Here is a 17,315-nt window from a genome sequence, read left to right as displayed (position 1 = left end):
TTCCTCTCCCGGGCAGTTAACCTGTTCTAATAATAGACGTTATTTACCGTTGGCTTTGTCAATTACCCCACAGAGTGCGTAAATTCTCGTCGGGGGCTTTTCGCAGGCTAAATGTGCGAAAGGCTGTTGTGACGAAGTCGTTTGGGCTATGCTATGCGGATCTGAAAAACCACGTAAAACGCTACATTTGTAGCTGTATCGCAAATACAGGACCACTGGCTGCCATGCAAGAGCAATACCGCCCGGAAGAGATAGAATCCAAAGTCCAGCTTCACTGGGAAGAGAAGCGTACCTTCGAAGTAACAGAAGACGAGAGCAAAGAAAAATATTACTGCCTGTCGATGCTTCCCTATCCTTCTGGCCGACTACACATGGGCCACGTGCGTAACTACACCATCGGTGATGTGATTTCCCGTTACCAGCGCATGCTGGGCAAGAACGTGCTGCAGCCGATTGGCTGGGATGCGTTCGGTCTGCCAGCCGAAGGTGCGGCGGTGAAAAACAACACGGCCCCGGCACCGTGGACGTACGACAATATCGCGTACATGAAAAACCAGCTCAAAATGCTGGGCTTCGGCTATGACTGGAGCCGCGAGCTGGCCACCTGTACCCCGGAATACTATCGCTGGGAACAGAAGTTCTTCACTGAACTGTATAAAAAAGGCCTGGTGTATAAGAAAACGTCCGCAGTGAACTGGTGCCCGAATGACCAGACCGTGCTGGCGAACGAACAGGTTATCGACGGCTGCTGCTGGCGCTGCGACACCAAAGTTGAGCGTAAAGAGATCCCGCAGTGGTTTATCAAAATCACCGCCTATGCCGAAGAACTGCTCAACGACCTGGATCATATGGATCAGTGGCCTGACACGGTGAAAACCATGCAGCGCAACTGGATTGGTCGTTCCGAAGGCGTGGAAATCACCTTCAACGTTAACGGCTATGACAAAACGCTGACCGTTTACACAACCCGCCCGGACACCTTTATGGGTGCCACTTATCTGGCGGTGGCGGCTGGTCACCCGTTGGCGCAGAAAGCGGCGGCAACCAATGCTGAGCTGGCAGCCTTTATCGACGAATGCCGTACTACCAAAGTGGCCGAAGCAGATATGGCGACCATGGAGAAAAAAGGCGTCGATACCGGCTTTAAAGCCGTTCATCCATTAACCGGCGAAGAGATTCCGGTTTGGGCGGCAAACTTCGTGCTGATGGAGTACGGTACCGGTGCCGTGATGGCCGTTCCGGGTCATGACCAGCGCGACTATGAATTTGCCAGCAAATACAATCTGCCGATCAAAGCGGTCATTCTGGCAGCAGACGGTTCTGAACCCGATCTGTCAGAACAAGCGCTGACCGAAAAAGGCCCCCTCTTCAACTCCGGCGAATTTAGCGGCCTGAGCTTTGAAGAAGGTTTCAATGCTATTGCCGACAAACTGGCGGCCAAAGGCGTTGGCGAGCGCAAAATCAACTATCGTCTGCGCGACTGGGGCGTTTCCCGTCAGCGTTACTGGGGCGCACCGATTCCGATGGTGACGCTGGAAGACGGTACGGTGATCCCAACGCCAGAAGATCAGATCCCGGTGATTCTGCCGGAAGATGTGGTCATGGACGGCATCACCAGCCCGATCAAAGCCGATCCTGAGTGGGCGAAAACCACCGTCAACGGCCAGCCCGCGCTGCGTGAAACCGATACTTTCGACACCTTTATGGAGTCCTCCTGGTACTACGCGCGTTACACCTGCCCGCAGTACAAAGAAGGTATGCTGGATCCGAAAGCGGCTAACTACTGGCTGCCGGTTGATATCTACATTGGTGGTATCGAACACGCCATCATGCACCTGCTCTACTTCCGCTTCTTCCATAAGCTGATGCGCGACGCAGGCATGGTGAACTCTGACGAACCGGCAAAACAGTTGCTGTGTCAGGGCATGGTGCTGGCAGACGCGTTCTACTACGTTGGCGAAAACGGCGAGCGTAACTGGGTTTCGCCGAAAGAAGCCATCGTTGAGCGCGACGAGAAAGGCCGTATCGTGAAGGCGAAAGACGCCGCAGGCCATGAGCTGGTGTACACCGGCATGAGCAAAATGTCCAAGTCGAAAAACAACGGTATCGACCCGCAGGAAATGGTTGAGCGCTATGGCGCGGACACCGTGCGTCTGTTTATGATGTTCGCTTCGCCGGCTGACATGACGCTGGAATGGCAGGAGTCCGGCGTGGAAGGGGCAAACCGCTTCCTGAAACGCGTCTGGAAACTGGCTTATGAACATAAAGCGCTCGGCCCGGTTGTAGCACTGGATATCAGCGCACTGAACGAAGACCAGCAGGCGCTGCGCCGCGACGTTCACAAAACTATCGCTAAAGTCACGGATGATATTGGTCGTCGTCAGACCTTCAACACCGCGATTGCGGCGATTATGGAACTGATGAACAAACTGGCGAAAGCACCGACCGAAGGCGAGCAAGATCGTGCTCTGCTGCAGGAAGCGCTGCTGGCGGTTGTCCGTATGCTTAACCCGTTCACGCCACATGCGAGTTTTACCCTGTGGAAAGAACTGGGCGGCGAAGGCGATATCGACAACGCGCCGTGGCCGGTTGCAGACGACGCGGCGATGGTTGAAAACACCACGCTGGTTGTCGTGCAGGTTAACGGTAAAGTGCGCGGTAAAATCACCGTTGCCGTTGACGCGACCGAAGAACAGGTCCGTGAACGTGCAGGTCAGGAACCGCTGGTCGCAAAATATCTTGATGGCGTTACCTTGCGTAAAGTGATTTACGTACCGGGTAAACTGCTTAATCTGGTCGTTGGCTAAGCGCGGGAGGAAGCGTGCGATATCTGGCAACATGGTTGTTATCTCTGGCGGTGCTTCTCACCGCCGGATGCGGCTGGCACTTGCGTAATACGACGCAGGTGCCGGGCAATATGAACACAATAATCTTTGATTCAGCAGATCCGAACGGTCCTCTTAGCCGTGCTGTACGTAATCAGTTGCGGCTGAATGGCGTGGAACTGGTAGAGAAAGGCTCATTGCGTAAGGATGTGCCTTCCCTTCGCCTTGGGGCTGTCACTTTCACACGTGATACCGCGTCTATTTTCCAGGACGGAAGTACTGCTGAGTATCAGTTAGTGCTGACAGTTCAAGCCAGCGTGCTGATCCCGGGCCATGACATCTACCCGATACACACCAGGGTGTATCGTTCGTTCTTTGATAACCCGCAGACGGCGCTGGCGAAAGATGCCGAACAGGACATAATCATACAGGAAATGTACGACAAGGCGGCAGAACAGCTAATTCGCAAACTGTCTAGCGTACAAGCGGCAGATAACGAAAAAAACCCGCCGTCCGCGCGTCCTGCGGCAAAATCGGGTAGCTAATGCTTAAGTTGTATCCGGAACAACTCCGCGCGCAGCTCAATGAAGGGCTGCGCGCGGCGTATTTACTGCTCGGTAATGACCCTCTTTTATTGCAGGAAAGCCATGACGCCGTACGTCAGGCGGCCTTCGCACAAGACTTCACCGAACATCACGCTTTCACCATTGATGCCAGCACGGACTGGGATGCTATCTATGCGATCTGCCAGGCACTCAGCCTGTTTGCCAGCCGCCAGATACTGTCATTACAGTTGCCGGAAAATGGCCCTAACGCCGTGCTTAATGAACGCCTCGCCATGCTGGTGGGCCTGCTTCATGATGATCTGATATTGATTGTGCGTGGCAATAAGCTGACGAAGGCCCAGGAAAATGCCGCCTGGTATACTGCTCTGGCCAATCGCAGCGTTTCGGTCAGTTGTCAGACCCCGGAGCAGGCCAATCTACCCCGTTGGATTGCCGCACGTGCGAAGCAGAACAACCTGCAACTGGACGACGCCGCCAATCAGTTGCTTTGCTATTGCTACGAAGGGAATCTATTGGCCGCCGCGCAGGCGCTGGAAAGGCTGGCGCTGCTCTTCCCGGACGGTAAGCTGACGCTACCGCGCGTGGAACAGGCCGTTAACGATGCCGCTCACTTTACGCCATTTCACTGGGTAGACGCCCTGCTGGCAGGGAAAAGTAAACGTGCGCTTCATATACTGCATCAGCTTAAACTCGAAGCCAGCGAACCGGTTATCCTGCTGCGTACTATCCAGCGTGAGCTGACGTTACTGGTGACGCTAAAACGGCAGTCTGCCCATACGCCGCTGCGTTCGCTGTTTGATAAACACCGGGTCTGGCAAAATCGGCGCGGCCTCATCGGTGAAGCGCTACAACGTCTGAGCAATGAGCAACTGCGCCAGGCTGTTCATCTGCTTACGCGTATTGAATTGATTGTGAAACAGGATTTTGGTCAGTCGGTATGGGCAGAGCTGGAAGGGCTTTCTCTGCTACTCTGTCATAAGGCACTGGCAGACGTTTTTATTGATGGTTGATATGAATCAGTTGCAGGCACTTTTTGGCGGTACATTTGATCCTATTCACTACGGGCACCTGAAACCGGTCGAAGCACTGGCAAACCAGATTGGGCTGTCACGCGTCATTATCATGCCCAATAATGTCCCCCCCCATCGCCCACAGCCTGAGGCGACAAGCGTACAGCGTAAAGCAATGGTGGAACTGGCTATCAGCGACAAACCGCTTTTTGCCCTTGATGAGCGCGAACTGCGGCGAGAGAGCCCCTCGTACACGGCGCAAACCTTGCAGACGTGGCGAGAAGAACAAGGGCCGAAGCGCTCACTGGCCTTCATTATTGGTCAGGACTCGCTGTTAACGTTTCCGACATGGCATCACTATGAAACTATTCTGGACAACAGCCATTTGATTGTCTGCCGCCGCCCCGGTTACCCGTTAGCCATGGAGAATGAGGCCGATCAGCAGTGGCTGGAAGACCATCTGACACATAACGCGGATGATTTGCATACCCTGCCTGCCGGGAAAATCTATTTAGCGGAAACGCCATGGTTCAACATTTCCGCCACACTCATCCGCGAAAGGCTGGAAAGAGGCGAGAATTGCGATGACCTGCTTCCCGCCACGGTACTCAATTATATCAATCAGCACGGCCTCTATCGCTGAGGACGCTATCCAGCGCCTCAATCAGCCGATCGTTTTCTGACGGGCTGCGTACCGCAACACGGTAGTAACGCGCGTCGAGCCCCGGATAGTTGGCACAACTGCGAATCAAAATGTGCTGGCGGAGCAACGCCTGCTGTAGGTCAATGCCTGCATCACAGCGCAAGAAGAGATAATTCGCCACGCCCGGCCAGACGAATAACCCAGGCAAATTTTCCAGCGCCTGACGCAAGCGCGGTCGTTCCGTGTTGAGCCATTGCCACGTTTCTTTTTGATACTCGCTATCGTTTAAAACCACTTCTCCCGCCAGCGCCGCAAACGCGTTAATAGACCAGGGCATCTGCTGCTGGCGCATACGGGTGACAAGAAGTGTGTTACTGCTGAGCAAATACCCCAGACGTAGCCCCGGAATAGCGTAAAACTTGGTCAGGGAACGCAGCACCCAAATATGCGGATTGTCCGCCAGATGGGGGATAAATCCGTCGCGATCGCTAAGGAAATCCATAAAGGCTTCATCCAACACCAGTGTGATGCCGAGCTGCTTACAGCGTGCGGCAATATCATGCATCAGTGAAGCATCTGGCAACAGGCCGGTGGGATTGTTGGGAGTACAGAGGAACAGGCAGTCAACGCCACCGGTGAGTGCGTCAAGAATCGCCCCGGTAATTTGCCAGCCATCCTCTTCACGCAGCGCATAATCGACGATATCACACCCGGAAAGCTGCAAGGCGCGGCGATATTCGGCAAACCCCGGCGTGACGAGCATCACCCGGCGCGGCAGAAGGCCTTTCACCAACGTAAATATTGATTCAGTTTCACCGTTGCCCGCGAGGATCCAGTCGGCGGGAACCTGATGATATGCGGCAAGCGCCTGATGTAATTGCTGATACTCGGGATCCGGGTAGCGCTCAGCCACGGCAAAATTATTCAGTAAAGCGTGTTTCAATGACGCGGGCATACCTGCCGGGTTGATATTCGCACTGAAATCCAATAAATCCTCGGCTGAAACACCCACCATAGCAGCGGCCTCACGGATATTTCCGCCGTGTGCGCTGTGAAATAAAGCCATCTTCTGCTCCGGGCAAAAGCGTTATTTTAAACGAAAAGCCACCAGGAATAAGGGTGTAATGATAAACTTCGTGCAGAAAACCGCACGGGAGAAAACAATGCGACTCTGGTTGATTCGACATGGCGAAACCGAAGCAAATGTTGCAGGACTCTACAGTGGGCACTCACCTACCCCGCTAACCGCAAAGGGGATTTCACAGGCGCAAACGCTACATCACCTGCTTCGTGAAGTACCTTTTGACCGGGTGATCTGCAGCGAACTCGAACGTGCGCAACACACGGCACGGCTGGTCCTGAACGATCGCAATATCGTTCAACACTCAACGCCGTTGCTCAATGAGATGTTTTTTGGCGACTGGGAGATGCGCCACCACCGGGACCTTACCCGAGAAGATCCGCAGAGCTATGCCGCGTGGTGCGCCGACTGGCAGAACGCCATTCCTACCAACGGAGAGGGTTTTCAGGCGTTCTCCGCACGTGTACAAGATTTTATCAGCCAGCTCCCCAACTGGGGCCCGGCGGAAAATCTGCTGATCGTCAGCCATCAGGGCGTATTGAGTCTGCTCATCGCCAGTTTACTTAAGATGCCAGCGGCGTCGTTATGGCATTTTCGCGTAGACCAGGGCACCTGGAGCGCAATGGATATCCATGATGATTTTTCCATGTTACGCGTTCTCAACAGCCGCGCGGTGTGGCAAGCGGAGGATTAACGGCCGTTTTTTCACCCGGCACGCCTCTCCCGCGGGTCAGGTCATTGACACACACGGACAGGCTGCTATCCTCCGCACCGCTATCTGCGGCCTTATAGAAATTGTTTTACAAAAATGGCGATGCAATCTCACTCATGGGGTGGGATGATAGCCCACTTTTTAAAAGCCAGGGTCGGACATTTGTCCCGACAATGGTCGCAGTTCAGGTATAATGTCAGGCCATTTATTTACACCGTTTTCATGTACACCCCAGGGGGAACACTTGCAGGGTAAAGCACTCCAGGATTTTGTAATCGACAAAATTGATGACCTGAAAGGTCAGGACATCGTCGCACTCGACGTTCACGGCAAATCCAGTATCACCGACTGTATGATTATCTGCACCGGCACATCCACACGCCACGTCATGTCCATCGCGGATCATGTGGTTCAGGAATCTCGTGCTGCAGGTATGCTTCCTCTGGGAGTGGAAGGTGAAAATGTCGCTGACTGGATCGTCGTAGACCTGGGTGATGTCATCGTCCATGTGATGCAGGAAGAGAGTCGTCGCCTGTATGAGCTGGAAAAACTCTGGGGTTAATGCGTGAAGCTGCAACTGGTAGCCGTCGGCACAAAAATGCCGGACTGGGTACAAACCGGGTTTACTGAATATCTGCGTCGTTTCCCGAAAGATATGCCTTTTGAGCTGGTGGAAATCCCGGCGGGCAAGCGCGGCAAAAACGCAGATATCAAGCGTATTCTCGACAAAGAGGGTGAACTGATGCTTGCTGCGGCAGGTAAAAATCGGATCGTCACCCTCGATATCCCCGGTAAACCCTGGGATACGCCGCAACTGGCAAATGAACTGGAACGCTGGAAACAGGATGGACGTGACGTCAGCCTGCTTATCGGCGGGCCGGAAGGGTTATCCCCCGCCTGTAAAGCTGCGGCAGAACAAAGCTGGTCACTCTCTGCGCTGACGCTTCCTCACCCGCTGGTGCGTGTGCTGGTGGCGGAAAGCTTGTATCGCGCATGGAGCATCACGACCAACCATCCTTATCATCGTGAGTAATGACCACCAGGTAAACTAAGCAGCGGATGAAATTACAGAATTCTTTTCGCGACTATTCGGCTGAGTCTGCGCTGTTTGTGCGCCGGGCCCTTGTCGCTTTTGCAGGGATTTTGCTGCTCACCGGCGTGCTTATCGCCAACCTTTATAATCTGCAAATTGTCCGTCATGCTGACTACCAGACGCGTTCTAACGAGAACCGCATCAAACTGGTACCTATTCCGCCAAGCCGCGGCATTATCTACGATCGCAACGGCACGCCGCTGGCGCTGAACCGCACGATCTATCAGATTGAGATGATGCCGGAAAAGGTCGACAACGTTGAGCAAACACTCAATGCGTTGCGTGACGTGGTGGACCTGACCGATGAGGACATTGCTAACTTCAAAAAGGAGCGCTCCCGCTCCCATCGCTTTACCTCGATTCCGGTCAAAGCCAACCTCAACGAAGTTCAGGTGGCGCGCTTCGCGGTCAACCAATATCGCTTCCCTGGCGTGGAAGTAAAAGGCTATAAACGCCGTTACTATCCGTTCGGCTCAGCGCTGACGCACGTGATTGGCTACGTATCCAAAATAAACGATAAAGACGTCGAACGGCTGGATAAAGAAGGCAAGCTGGCGAACTACGCCGCCACGCATGACATAGGCAAGCTCGGCATCGAACGCTATTACGAAGATGTGCTGCACGGACAGACCGGTTACGAAGAGGTCGAAGTTAACAACCGCGGGCGCGTGATTCGCCAGTTAAAAGAAGTGCCACCGCAAGCCGGGCATGACATCTACCTGACGCTGGATTTAAAGCTGCAGCAATATATCGAAACCCTGTTGCAGGGTAGCCGTGCGGCGGTCGTGGTGACCGACCCGCGCAATGGTGCCATTCTCGCGCTGGTCTCTACACCGAGCTATGATCCGAACCTGTTTGTCGACGGCATCTCCAGCAAGGATTACACCGCACTGCTCAACGATCCGAACACACCGTTGGTGAACCGCGCCACGCAAGGGGTTTACCCGCCTGCATCGACGGTGAAACCCTATGTTGCCGTCTCTGCCCTGAGCGCCGGGGTGATTACTCGCAACACCACCCTTTTCGATCCGGGCTGGTGGCAACTGCCAGGCTCTGAAAAGCGCTATCGTGACTGGAAAAAGTGGGGGCATGGCCGCCTGAATGTCACCAAATCACTGGAAGAGTCAGCGGACACCTTTTTCTATCAGGTCGCCTACGACATGGGCATCGACCGCCTTGCCGAGTGGCTGACCAAGTTTGGTTACGGTCAGTATACCGGTATCGATCTGGCCGAAGAGCGCTCGGGTAATATGCCAACGCGCGAATGGAAGCTTAAACGCTTTAAGAAACCCTGGTACCAGGGGGACACGATCCCCGTCGGGATTGGCCAGGGTTACTGGACCGCAACGCCAGTACAAATGAACAAAGCAATGATGACGCTGATTAACGACGGTATTGTCAAAGTGCCGCACTTGTTAATGAGTACGACGGAAGACGGTAAACAGGTTCCATGGCAACAGCCGCCGCAAAAACAGGTTGGCGATGTGCACTCCGGCTTCTGGGAAATCGCCAAAGATGGGATGTACGGCGTGGCGAACCGCCCGAACGGTACCGGGCATAAATATTTTGCCGGTTCACCGTACAAAGTCGCGGCGAAATCCGGTACAGCCCAGGTCTTCGGGCTGAAAGCTAACGAAACCTATAACGCACATCGCATCGCCGAACGTCTGCGTGACCATAAGCTGATGACGGCGTTCGCGCCCTATGATAATCCCCAGGTTGCGGTTGCAATGATCCTGGAAAACGGCGGCGCCGGCCCTGCGGTCGGTACGATTATGCGCCAAATCCTTGACCATATAATGCTTGGCGACAACAACACTGAATTGCCGTCGGAAAACCCGGCATCAACAGCGGCAGAGGACCAATAATCATGACGGATAATCCGAACAAAAAATCGTTCTGGGATAAAATCCATATCGATCCCGCCTTCTTGCTGATTGTGCTGGCTCTGCTGTTCTATAGCGCGATGGTTATCTGGAGCGCCAGCGGGCAGGATATCGGCATGACGGAGCGTAAAGTCGGCCAGATAGCCATGGGCCTTATCGCGATGGTTGTACTGGCGCAGGTCCCACCACGCGTTTATGAAGGCTGGGCGCCCTATCTGTATGTTTTTTGCGTCATCCTGCTGGTCGCCGTTGATGCTTTCGGGGCGATCTCCAAAGGTGCTCAGCGCTGGCTTGATTTAGGCATTGTGCGTTTCCAGCCCTCGGAAATTGCGAAAATTGCCGTACCGCTCATGGTGGCGCGTTTTATTAACCGCGATGTCTGTCCGCCATCGTTGAAAAACACCGCGATTGCGCTGGTGCTGATATTTATGCCAACGCTGCTGGTGGCCGCCCAGCCCGACCTCGGTACCGCCATTCTTATCGCTATGTCCGGTCTTTTCGTGCTGTTTTTATCCGGCCTGAGCTGGCGCCTCATCTTAGTGGCCGTTCTGCTGATAGCGGCATTTATACCCATATTGTGGTTCTTCCTTATGCACGATTATCAACGCCAGCGCGTGATGATGTTGCTCGATCCGGAAACCGATCCGCTCGGCGCAGGCTATCATATTATTCAGTCGAAAATCGCCATCGGCTCCGGTGGGTTGCAGGGGAAAGGCTGGCTGCATGGTACGCAGTCACAGCTGGAGTTTTTACCTGAACGCCACACCGACTTTATCTTTGCCGTCCTTGCCGAAGAGTTGGGGCTGATTGGTATTTTGATCCTGCTCGGGCTTTATGTACTGCTGATCATGCGTGGCTTATGGATTGCCGCGCGCGCGCAAACCACCTTTGGCCGGGTCATGGCGGGCGGTTTGATGTTGATTTTATTCGTTTATGTATTCGTAAATATTGGTATGGTGAGTGGTATCTTGCCGGTGGTGGGCGTACCGTTGCCGCTGGTGAGTTACGGGGGCTCGGCCCTGATTGTACTGATGGCGGGGTTTGGTATCGTGATGTCGATTCATACCCACAGGAAGATGTTATCAAAAAGCGTATAAGGGGTGCGCAATGCGTAAGCAATGGCCAGGTGTCTGTATAGCAGCAGTATTGCTAGCGTCATGTTCAAGTGATGATGGTCAGCAAAAGACGATGGTCGCGCCGCCTACTCCGGTGTGCAGCGGTCCGGTCGTTGAAATCAGCGGCGCGGAGCCTCGTTTTGAGACGCCGAATCCTTCGGCAAACCAGGATTACGAGCGCGACGGCAAAAGCTACAAAATTGTGCAGAACCCTTCGCAGTTCAGCCAGGCTGGGTTCGCCGCTATCTACGATGCGGAGCCAGGCAGCAATTTAACCGCGACGGGAGAAGCGTTCGATCCGTTACAACTTACCGCCGCGCATCCGACGCTGCCCGTTCCGAGCTATGCCCGTATCACTAACCTGGCCAATGGCCGCATGGTGGTGGTACGCATCAACGATCGCGGCCCTTATGGTAATGATCGCGTGATCTCATTGTCACGTGCGGCAGCGGATCGCCTGAATACGTCGAACAATACCAAAGTGCGCATCGACCCGATCATTGTGGCGCAGGACGGTTCCATGTCCGGTCCGGGTACGGTTTGTACCACTATCGCGAAGCAGACCTATGCCCTGCCGGCACTACCGGATTTAAGCGGTAATGGCGCGTCACAACCGCAGCCTGCTCCTGATAATGTGCGTATGATCAGCAATTCAACGCTGAAAGGGGATGAAAACACAAAGCCAGTAAGTAGCGGCGGTTTCCTGGGTGCGCCGACGCCGCTGCATGCTGGCGTACTTGAGGGCAGCGAACCCGCAGCGCCCGCGGTGACGACGCAGACCACGCCCCCCGTTGCCGCTGCGCCAGTGGTAGCGGCACCGGTAACACGCACCGCCCCCGTGACGGCGCCGATCACCGCGCCAGGTTCAGTACAGGGCCACGTTGCGACATCAGCCGCGCCGGTCGCGGCCAGCGGAAGTTATATGGTGCAGGTTGGCGCAGTCAGCGATCAAACTCGCGCGCAGCAGTACCAGCAGCGCCTGGCCCAGCAATTTTCTGTGCCGGGGCGGGTGGTACAAAACGGTGCTGTGTGGCGTATTCAGCTTGGTCCATTTACCAATAAGTCGGACGCCAGTGCATTACAACAGCGTCTGCAAAATGAAGCGCAGTTACAGTCTTTCGTGACCAACGCGCAATAACAGATTTGGCATCTGACTTTGTCAACCAGTGTAAACAGCATTAACAAAGTCATGCGGAAAGTCGGATGCCTGTCAGAATAGCTTTTGCTATAGTAGGGCACTTTTTTTAACTCCATCACGGATGTCGTTGTTCAGACCATGAAGACCACTCTCTCCGTTCGTTTCGTACAGCGCCTGGCGCTCACCACGGCACTCACTGCCGCAACCCTCGGCGCAGCCCATGCCGATGATCTCAACATCAAGACCATGATTCCTGGCGCCCCACAGATTGATGCCGAATCCTGGATCCTCATCGATTACAACTCCGGCAAGGTGTTGACCGAACAGAACGCCGATTCACGCCGCGATCCGGCCAGCCTGACGAAAATGATGACCAGCTACGTCATCGGCCAGGCAATGAAAGCGGGTAAATTCAAAGACAGCGATCTGGTCACTATCGGCAATGACGCATGGGCGACCGGCAACCCGGTGTTCCGTGGCTCTTCTCTGATGTTCCTGAAACCGGGTATGCAAGTTCCGGTTTCCCAGCTCATCCGTGGTATCAACCTGCAGTCTGGTAACGACGCCTGTGTGGCGATGGCCGACTATGTTGCCGGTAGCCAGGACGCCTTTGTCGGTCTGATGAATAACTACGTTAAAGCGCTTGGCCTGCAGAACTCCCACTTCCAGACGGTTCATGGTCTGGATGCAGAGGGTCAATACAGCTCAGCGCGTGACATGGCTCTGATTGGCCAGGCATTGATTCGTGATGTGCCAAACGAATACTCCATCTACAAAGAGAAAGAGTTCACCTTTAACGGTATTCGCCAGACCAACCGTAACGGCCTGCTGTGGGATAACAGCCTGAATGTCGACGGTATTAAAACGGGTCACACAGACAAAGCGGGTTACAACCTGGTGGCTTCTGCAACCGAAGGCCAGATGCGTCTGATCTCCGCAGTCATGGGTGGCAGAACATTCAAAGGGCGTGAAGCCGAAAGTAAAAAACTGCTGACGTGGGGTTTCCGTTTCTTCGAAACCGTAAGCCCGCTGAAAGCAGGCAAAGAGTTCGCCTCTGAGCCAGCCTGGTTCGGTGATAACGATCGCGCTTCGTTGGGTGTTGATAAAGACGTATACCTGACAATCCCACGTGGTCGCATGAAAGACCTGAAAGCAAGTTATGTTTTAAGCACCAGCGAACTGCACGCACCGTTGCAGAAAAATCAGGTGGTTGGCACGATTAACTTCCAGTTGGACGGCAAAACCATCGAACAACGCCCTCTGGTCGTGCTGCAGGAAATTCAGGAAGGGAATTTCTTCGGCAAAATCATCGACTATATCAAGCTGATGTTCCACCACTGGTTCGGCTAAAAAACGAACACTTGAAAGTGTGATTTCCGTCCCCATATACTAAGCATCTCAATAAACTCCTGCCCTTTCGGCAGGAGTTATTATTTTTACGCCGGAGCTGACATGAAAACCAATCTCAAAGAACTGCTTGAATTCCCGACTCCCTTTACATACAAAGTGATGGGACTGGCGAAACCAGAGCTGGTTGATCTGGTGGTTGAAGTGGTACAGCGCCATGCGCCCGGTGATTACTCTCCGCAGGTAAAACCGAGCAGCAAAGGCAATTACCACTCGGTATCCATCACCATCACCGCCACGCATATTGAGCAAGTTGAGACACTGTACGAAGAACTGGGCAATATCGAAATTGTTCGTATGGTGCTGTAATGAAGCCAGGTGTTACCGGGCCGCTGGTCGGGTAACACCCTCTCTGTGATATACTCCCCTCACCTTTTCTTCTCCCGGAGATGCTGTTTTGTCTCAGGATACAATCCTAATCCGTAACCTTGGCCTGCAACCCTACGACCCTGTGTCGGAGGCAATGCATGAATTCACGGAAACCCGCACCGAGAGCACGCCTGACGAAATCTGGCTGGTTGAACACAACCCGGTATTCACCCAGGGCCAGGCAGGTAAAGCTGAGCATGTACTCTCGCCGGGTGATATTCCGGTAATACAAAGCGATCGCGGAGGTCAGGTCACTTATCATGGTCCCGGTCAGCAGGTCATGTACATATTAATAAACCTCAAGCGTCGCAAACTTGGCGTCCGCGAACTCGTCACCGTGATGGAACAAACTGTCATCGATACGCTGGCGGAATTGGGTATTGAGGCGCGTGCACGCGCCGATGCTCCGGGCGTTTATGTGCAGGATAAAAAGATCTGTTCGCTGGGGTTGCGCATCCGTAAAGGTTGCTCATTTCATGGCCTGGCGTTAAATATAGCGATGGATCTAACCCCTTTTTTACGCATCAATCCTTGTGGGTATGCGGGGATGGAAATGACACAGGTAAAACATTTCACGCCTGATGCCAATATGGACAAAATAAGACCTATGCTTATTAGCCATCTTTTAGCACAGCTAAACAATCCGCCGCATATATATACCGCTACTTAATATATGATGTATAGCGGCTTGCTTTTTAAGCAAGTCGTTATATATTTCCCCCAGTTATACTTTACAACCGCAGCGCTCTTCTCTATTTTCAAAATACCTGCCTGATCAGGTTAATTCGCAACGCGTGGCACATTTGCTGCTACGTCGAATTGCGCATAGCCGGATTAAATTTAAGCTTAATGTCCTGCATCATGCTGAAAACCATCCATAATGATGATATGTGAAGAAAAAATCGGCTTAAATTACACATCACCATAAATAATAAATTCAACTATCATTCATATTGTGAATGATTACGGAGCACAAGCGTGGATTATAATAACTTGCCGGAACAGAGAATAGCCGAGCGACCCGAAGATGATAAACCGCAAATCTTCCGAACGTTACGCAATATAGACCTCAATTTATTGACCATCTTTGAGGCAGTATATGTACACAAAGGGATTGTGAATGCCGCGCGAGTGCTTAACCTGACGCCGTCCGCAATTAGTCAATCCATTCAAAAATTACGAACAATATTTCCCGATCCGCTTTTTATTCGTAAAGGCCAGGGCGTGACGCCAACAGCCTATGCGTCGCATTTACATGAGTATATCAGCCAGGGTCTGGAGTCGATTCTCGGTGCGCTGGATCTCACCGGAAGTTATGATAAACAGCGAACCATTACCATAGGCACACCGCCTTCGCTGGGCGCGATTGTGATTCCCGTCATCTGGCAGGCGATTAAAGAGAGCGCACCACATCTGGTGATGCGTAACATCCCTATCCATGATGCCGAAAATCAGCTTAGTCAGTTCCAGACCGATCTCATCATCGATACCAATATCCCGTCGGCACGCACTCTCAGCCATCATGCGCTCTATACAGACAGGCTGATGCTGGTGTGTCGCGAAGGGCACCCCTGCCTGCGCTCGACGATCAACGAAGATGTCCTGCAACACTATGAACACACCTTATTGATGCTAGAGGGACAAAACCTGAGTGCGTTGCGTCAGCGTGTTCAGGATCTGTTCCCTGAACGTCACGTCAGCTTTAGCAGTTACAATATGTTCACTATCGCAGCACTGATTGGCAACAGTGATATGTTGGGGCTGATGCCGACTCGTCTGTTCAAGCTTTTTAGCGCGTGCTGGCCTCTGGTGGAAATTGATTTTCCGCCAGTCAGTAACGAAAGACTGGATGTTTCTCTGTATTACAACAAGTTAAGCCTTCGCGACCCCGTGCTGGAAAACGTTATCAACGTTATTCGCCGCGCATTCTGAAGTTCATATCAGCCTGGCAAAACGGCTAATTACCATTGGGCAAAGGGTACAAAACAACAACTATTTTACATTTTGCCCAGTTGCCAGGCTGCTTTCTGCCCTCTATCAGTGCTATACTGCACGTCATTAATTCAAAAATAGTTGATAAATACAACATTCCCTTGAATTGAAACACTTACTTCGTTATCCGCAACTGGAACACGCACGCTATGAGTAAACCCATTGTGATGGAACGCGGTGTTAAGTACCGCGATGCCGATAAAATGGCCCTTATCCCGGTTAAAAACGTGGCAACAGAGCGCGAAGCCCTGTTAAGAAAACCGGAATGGATGAAAATCAAACTTCCGGCTGACTCCTCCCGTATTCAGGGTATCAAGGCGGCCATGCGTAAGAACGGGCTGCACTCGGTTTGCGAAGAAGCGTCCTGCCCGAACCTGGCAGAGTGTTTCAATCACGGCACGGCAACCTTTATGATCCTCGGCGCTATCTGTACGCGTCGTTGTCCGTTCTGCGATGTGGCGCACGGCCGCCCTGTCGCGCCGGATGCCAATGAGCCGAAAAAACTGGCACAAACTATCTCTGATATGGCGTTGCGTTACGTCGTGATTACCTCCGTAGACCGTGACGATCTGCGCGATGGTGGTGCTCAGCATTTCGCTGACTGTATCAGTGCGATTCGCGACAAAAATCCCGCAATCAAGATTGAGACGCTGGTACCAGACTTCCGTGGTCGTATGGACCGCGCGCTGGATATTTTGACGGCTACCCCGCCGGATGTGTTTAACCACAACCTGGAGAACGTACCGCGCGTTTACCGCCAGGTCCGTCCGGGTGCAGACTATAACTGGTCGCTGAAACTGCTGGAACGCTTTAAAGAAGCGCATCCGGAGATCCCAACCAAGTCTGGTCTGATGGTGGGACTTGGCGAAACCAATGCGGAAATCGTCGAGGTTATGCGTGATCTGCGCCGTCACGGCGTCACCATGCTGACGCTGGGCCAGTATTTGCAGCCAAGCCGTCACCACCTGCCTGTACAGCGTTATGTCAGCCCGGAAGAGTTTGACGAAATGAAAGCGGAAGCGCTGGCGATGGGCTTCACCCATGCCGCATGCGGTCCATTCGTGCGTTCGTCCTACCACGCTGACCTGCAAGCTAAAGGTATTGAAGTCAAATAATGCGGTAATATCTGATTACACTTGCCATAAAAAAACCGGCCATTGCGCCGGTTTTTTTATGCTGCACGAACAGGCTTACTCTTTATGAGAAAGCTTTTCGGCTGGAACGTCGTCTTCCGCAGTTTTCTTCGCCGTGGTGTCATCGTCGTTCATGGCTTTTTTAAAGCCCTTGATCGCTGTGCCCAGATCACCGCCCAGCGTACGAAGTTTTTTGGTACCAAACAGCAGAATGACCAGTGCGGCCACGACCAGCAATTTGGTAATACTAATCTCACCCATAGATACCTTCTTTCATAAATCGGACTGCGTAAAGCACCATTATAACCTGATGTCATTAACGGTCATTCGACGCGCGCACACAAT

At 53.0% G+C, this 17,315-nt stretch carries 17 protein-coding genes; 15 read left to right on the top strand and 2 right to left on the bottom strand.

Going from position 1 to position 17,315, the window contains the following annotated elements; translation table 11 throughout:
- Positions 1-224: 224 nt before the first annotated feature.
- Genes leuS through nadD form a run of 4 tightly spaced genes read left to right on the top strand, consistent with a single transcriptional unit; the run spans position 225 to position 5,044 of the window.
- Positions 225-2,807 (top strand): leucine--tRNA ligase, encoded by a 2,583-nt coding sequence (leuS, locus tag ABIB59_RS11020; RefSeq protein ID WP_354035414.1) that lies wholly within the window; start codon positions 225-227, stop codon positions 2,805-2,807.
- A 14-nt stretch (positions 2,808-2,821) separates the two neighbouring features.
- On the top strand, positions 2,822-3,370 hold the full coding sequence (gene lptE, locus ABIB59_RS11015) for an LPS assembly lipoprotein LptE (protein ID WP_071193866.1): 549 nt from the start codon (positions 2,822-2,824) through the stop codon (positions 3,368-3,370).
- A complete protein-coding gene (gene holA / locus ABIB59_RS11010) occupies positions 3,370-4,401 on the top strand; it encodes a DNA polymerase III subunit delta (RefSeq protein ID WP_079498382.1) in 1,032 nt (343 codons plus the stop codon). Before lptE ends, holA begins: the two co-directional genes overlap by 1 nt.
- Position 4,402: 1 nt before the next feature.
- On the top strand, positions 4,403-5,044 hold the full coding sequence (gene nadD / locus ABIB59_RS11005) for a nicotinate-nucleotide adenylyltransferase (protein ID WP_354035465.1): 642 nt from the start codon (positions 4,403-4,405) through the stop codon (positions 5,042-5,044).
- Here the strand turns inward: nadD and cobD are convergent.
- Entirely contained in the window at positions 5,019-6,110 is a 1,092-nt protein-coding gene (gene cobD / locus ABIB59_RS11000) for a threonine-phosphate decarboxylase CobD (protein ID WP_354035412.1), read from the bottom strand. The two genes, nadD and cobD, sit on opposite strands and share 26 nt — an antisense overlap.
- A 97-nt stretch (positions 6,111-6,207) precedes the next feature.
- Between cobD and ABIB59_RS10995 the strand changes: the two genes are divergently transcribed.
- The 11 genes from ABIB59_RS10995 to lipA all read left to right on the top strand — a co-directional run bounded on the left by ABIB59_RS10995 (position 6,208) and on the right by lipA (position 16,952).
- The gene (locus ABIB59_RS10995) at positions 6,208-6,819 is read left to right on the top strand and encodes an adenosylcobalamin/alpha-ribazole phosphatase (protein ID WP_107223652.1); all 612 of its coding nucleotides are present in this window, start codon (positions 6,208-6,210) and stop codon (positions 6,817-6,819) included.
- Positions 6,820-7,081: 262 nt separating this feature from the next.
- Positions 7,082-7,399 carry a ribosome silencing factor gene (rsfS, locus tag ABIB59_RS10990; RefSeq protein ID WP_041852134.1) on the top strand — a complete coding sequence of 106 codons (318 nt, stop codon included), beginning with the start codon at positions 7,082-7,084 and terminating at the stop codon, positions 7,397-7,399.
- A gap of 3 nt (positions 7,400-7,402) precedes the next feature.
- Positions 7,403-7,870 carry a 23S rRNA (pseudouridine(1915)-N(3))-methyltransferase RlmH gene (gene rlmH, locus ABIB59_RS10985; protein ID WP_041852135.1) on the top strand — a complete coding sequence of 156 codons (468 nt, stop codon included), beginning with the start codon at positions 7,403-7,405 and terminating at the stop codon, positions 7,868-7,870.
- Between the two features lie 26 nt (positions 7,871-7,896).
- Entirely contained in the window at positions 7,897-9,798 is a 1,902-nt protein-coding gene (mrdA, locus tag ABIB59_RS10980) for a peptidoglycan DD-transpeptidase MrdA (protein ID WP_041852136.1), read from the top strand.
- 2 nt (positions 9,799-9,800) lie between these two features.
- Complete coding sequence (mrdB, locus tag ABIB59_RS10975) at positions 9,801-10,913, top strand: peptidoglycan glycosyltransferase MrdB (protein WP_041852137.1); 1,113 nt, start codon at positions 9,801-9,803, stop codon at positions 10,911-10,913.
- Between the two features lie 10 nt (positions 10,914-10,923).
- Positions 10,924-12,069 (top strand): endolytic peptidoglycan transglycosylase RlpA, encoded by a 1,146-nt coding sequence (gene rlpA / locus ABIB59_RS10970; RefSeq protein WP_071193870.1) that lies wholly within the window; start codon positions 10,924-10,926, stop codon positions 12,067-12,069.
- A gap of 138 nt (positions 12,070-12,207) precedes the next feature.
- A complete protein-coding gene (dacA, locus tag ABIB59_RS10965) occupies positions 12,208-13,419 on the top strand; it encodes a D-alanyl-D-alanine carboxypeptidase DacA (protein WP_041852139.1) in 1,212 nt (403 codons plus the stop codon).
- A 102-nt stretch (positions 13,420-13,521) separates the two neighbouring features.
- Positions 13,522-13,785, top strand: coding sequence for a DUF493 family protein YbeD (gene ybeD, locus ABIB59_RS10960; protein WP_007373847.1), 264 nt, complete (start codon positions 13,522-13,524; stop codon positions 13,783-13,785).
- Positions 13,786-13,873: 88 nt separating this feature from the next.
- Positions 13,874-14,515 (top strand): lipoyl(octanoyl) transferase LipB, encoded by a 642-nt coding sequence (gene lipB, locus ABIB59_RS10955; RefSeq protein ID WP_041852140.1) that lies wholly within the window; start codon positions 13,874-13,876, stop codon positions 14,513-14,515.
- Between the two features lie 308 nt (positions 14,516-14,823).
- The gene (locus ABIB59_RS10950; RefSeq protein WP_041852141.1) at positions 14,824-15,777 is read left to right on the top strand and encodes a YbeF family transcriptional regulator; all 954 of its coding nucleotides are present in this window, start codon (positions 14,824-14,826) and stop codon (positions 15,775-15,777) included.
- Positions 15,778-15,986: 209 nt separating this feature from the next.
- Positions 15,987-16,952 carry a lipoyl synthase gene (gene lipA, locus ABIB59_RS10945; RefSeq protein WP_041852142.1) on the top strand — a complete coding sequence of 322 codons (966 nt, stop codon included), beginning with the start codon at positions 15,987-15,989 and terminating at the stop codon, positions 16,950-16,952.
- A 75-nt stretch (positions 16,953-17,027) separates the two neighbouring features.
- Here lipA and tatE read toward each other — a convergent pair whose 3' ends face one another.
- Positions 17,028-17,231, bottom strand: a complete 204-nt coding sequence (tatE, locus tag ABIB59_RS10940; RefSeq protein WP_041852143.1) for a twin-arginine translocase subunit TatE — start codon at positions 17,229-17,231, stop codon at positions 17,028-17,030.
- Positions 17,232-17,315 lie beyond the last annotated feature (84 nt).

Origin of the sequence: Citrobacter sp. UYEF32 (assembly GCF_040546205.1) — a bacterium.
Lineage (GTDB): Bacteria > Pseudomonadota > Gammaproteobacteria > Enterobacterales > Enterobacteriaceae > Phytobacter > Phytobacter diazotrophicus.
This window is presented reverse-complemented; position numbering and strand designations above follow the sequence as displayed.

Excerpts from the sequence above, each read along its gene's own strand:
- dacA (WP_041852139.1), top strand. The coding sequence starts at position 12,208 with ATGAAGACCACTCTCTCCGTTCGTTTCGTACAGCGCCTGGCGCTCACC.
- ybeD (WP_007373847.1), top strand. The coding sequence starts at position 13,522 with ATGAAAACCAATCTCAAAGAACTGCTTGAATTCCCGACTCCCTTTACA.
- leuS (WP_354035414.1), top strand. The coding sequence starts at position 225 with ATGCAAGAGCAATACCGCCCGGAAGAGATAGAATCCAAAGTCCAGCTT.
- cobD (WP_354035412.1), bottom strand. The coding sequence starts at position 6,110 with ATGGCTTTATTTCACAGCGCACACGGCGGAAATATCCGTGAGGCCGCT.
- nadD (WP_354035465.1), top strand. The coding sequence starts at position 4,403 with ATGAATCAGTTGCAGGCACTTTTTGGCGGTACATTTGATCCTATTCAC.
- holA (WP_079498382.1), top strand. The coding sequence starts at position 3,370 with ATGCTTAAGTTGTATCCGGAACAACTCCGCGCGCAGCTCAATGAAGGG.
- lipA (WP_041852142.1), top strand. The coding sequence starts at position 15,987 with ATGAGTAAACCCATTGTGATGGAACGCGGTGTTAAGTACCGCGATGCC.
- mrdA (WP_041852136.1), top strand. The coding sequence starts at position 7,897 with ATGAAATTACAGAATTCTTTTCGCGACTATTCGGCTGAGTCTGCGCTG.
- mrdB (WP_041852137.1), top strand. The coding sequence starts at position 9,801 with ATGACGGATAATCCGAACAAAAAATCGTTCTGGGATAAAATCCATATC.
- tatE (WP_041852143.1), bottom strand. The coding sequence starts at position 17,231 with ATGGGTGAGATTAGTATTACCAAATTGCTGGTCGTGGCCGCACTGGTC.
- ABIB59_RS10995 (WP_107223652.1), top strand. The coding sequence starts at position 6,208 with ATGCGACTCTGGTTGATTCGACATGGCGAAACCGAAGCAAATGTTGCA.
- rlpA (WP_071193870.1), top strand. The coding sequence starts at position 10,924 with ATGCGTAAGCAATGGCCAGGTGTCTGTATAGCAGCAGTATTGCTAGCG.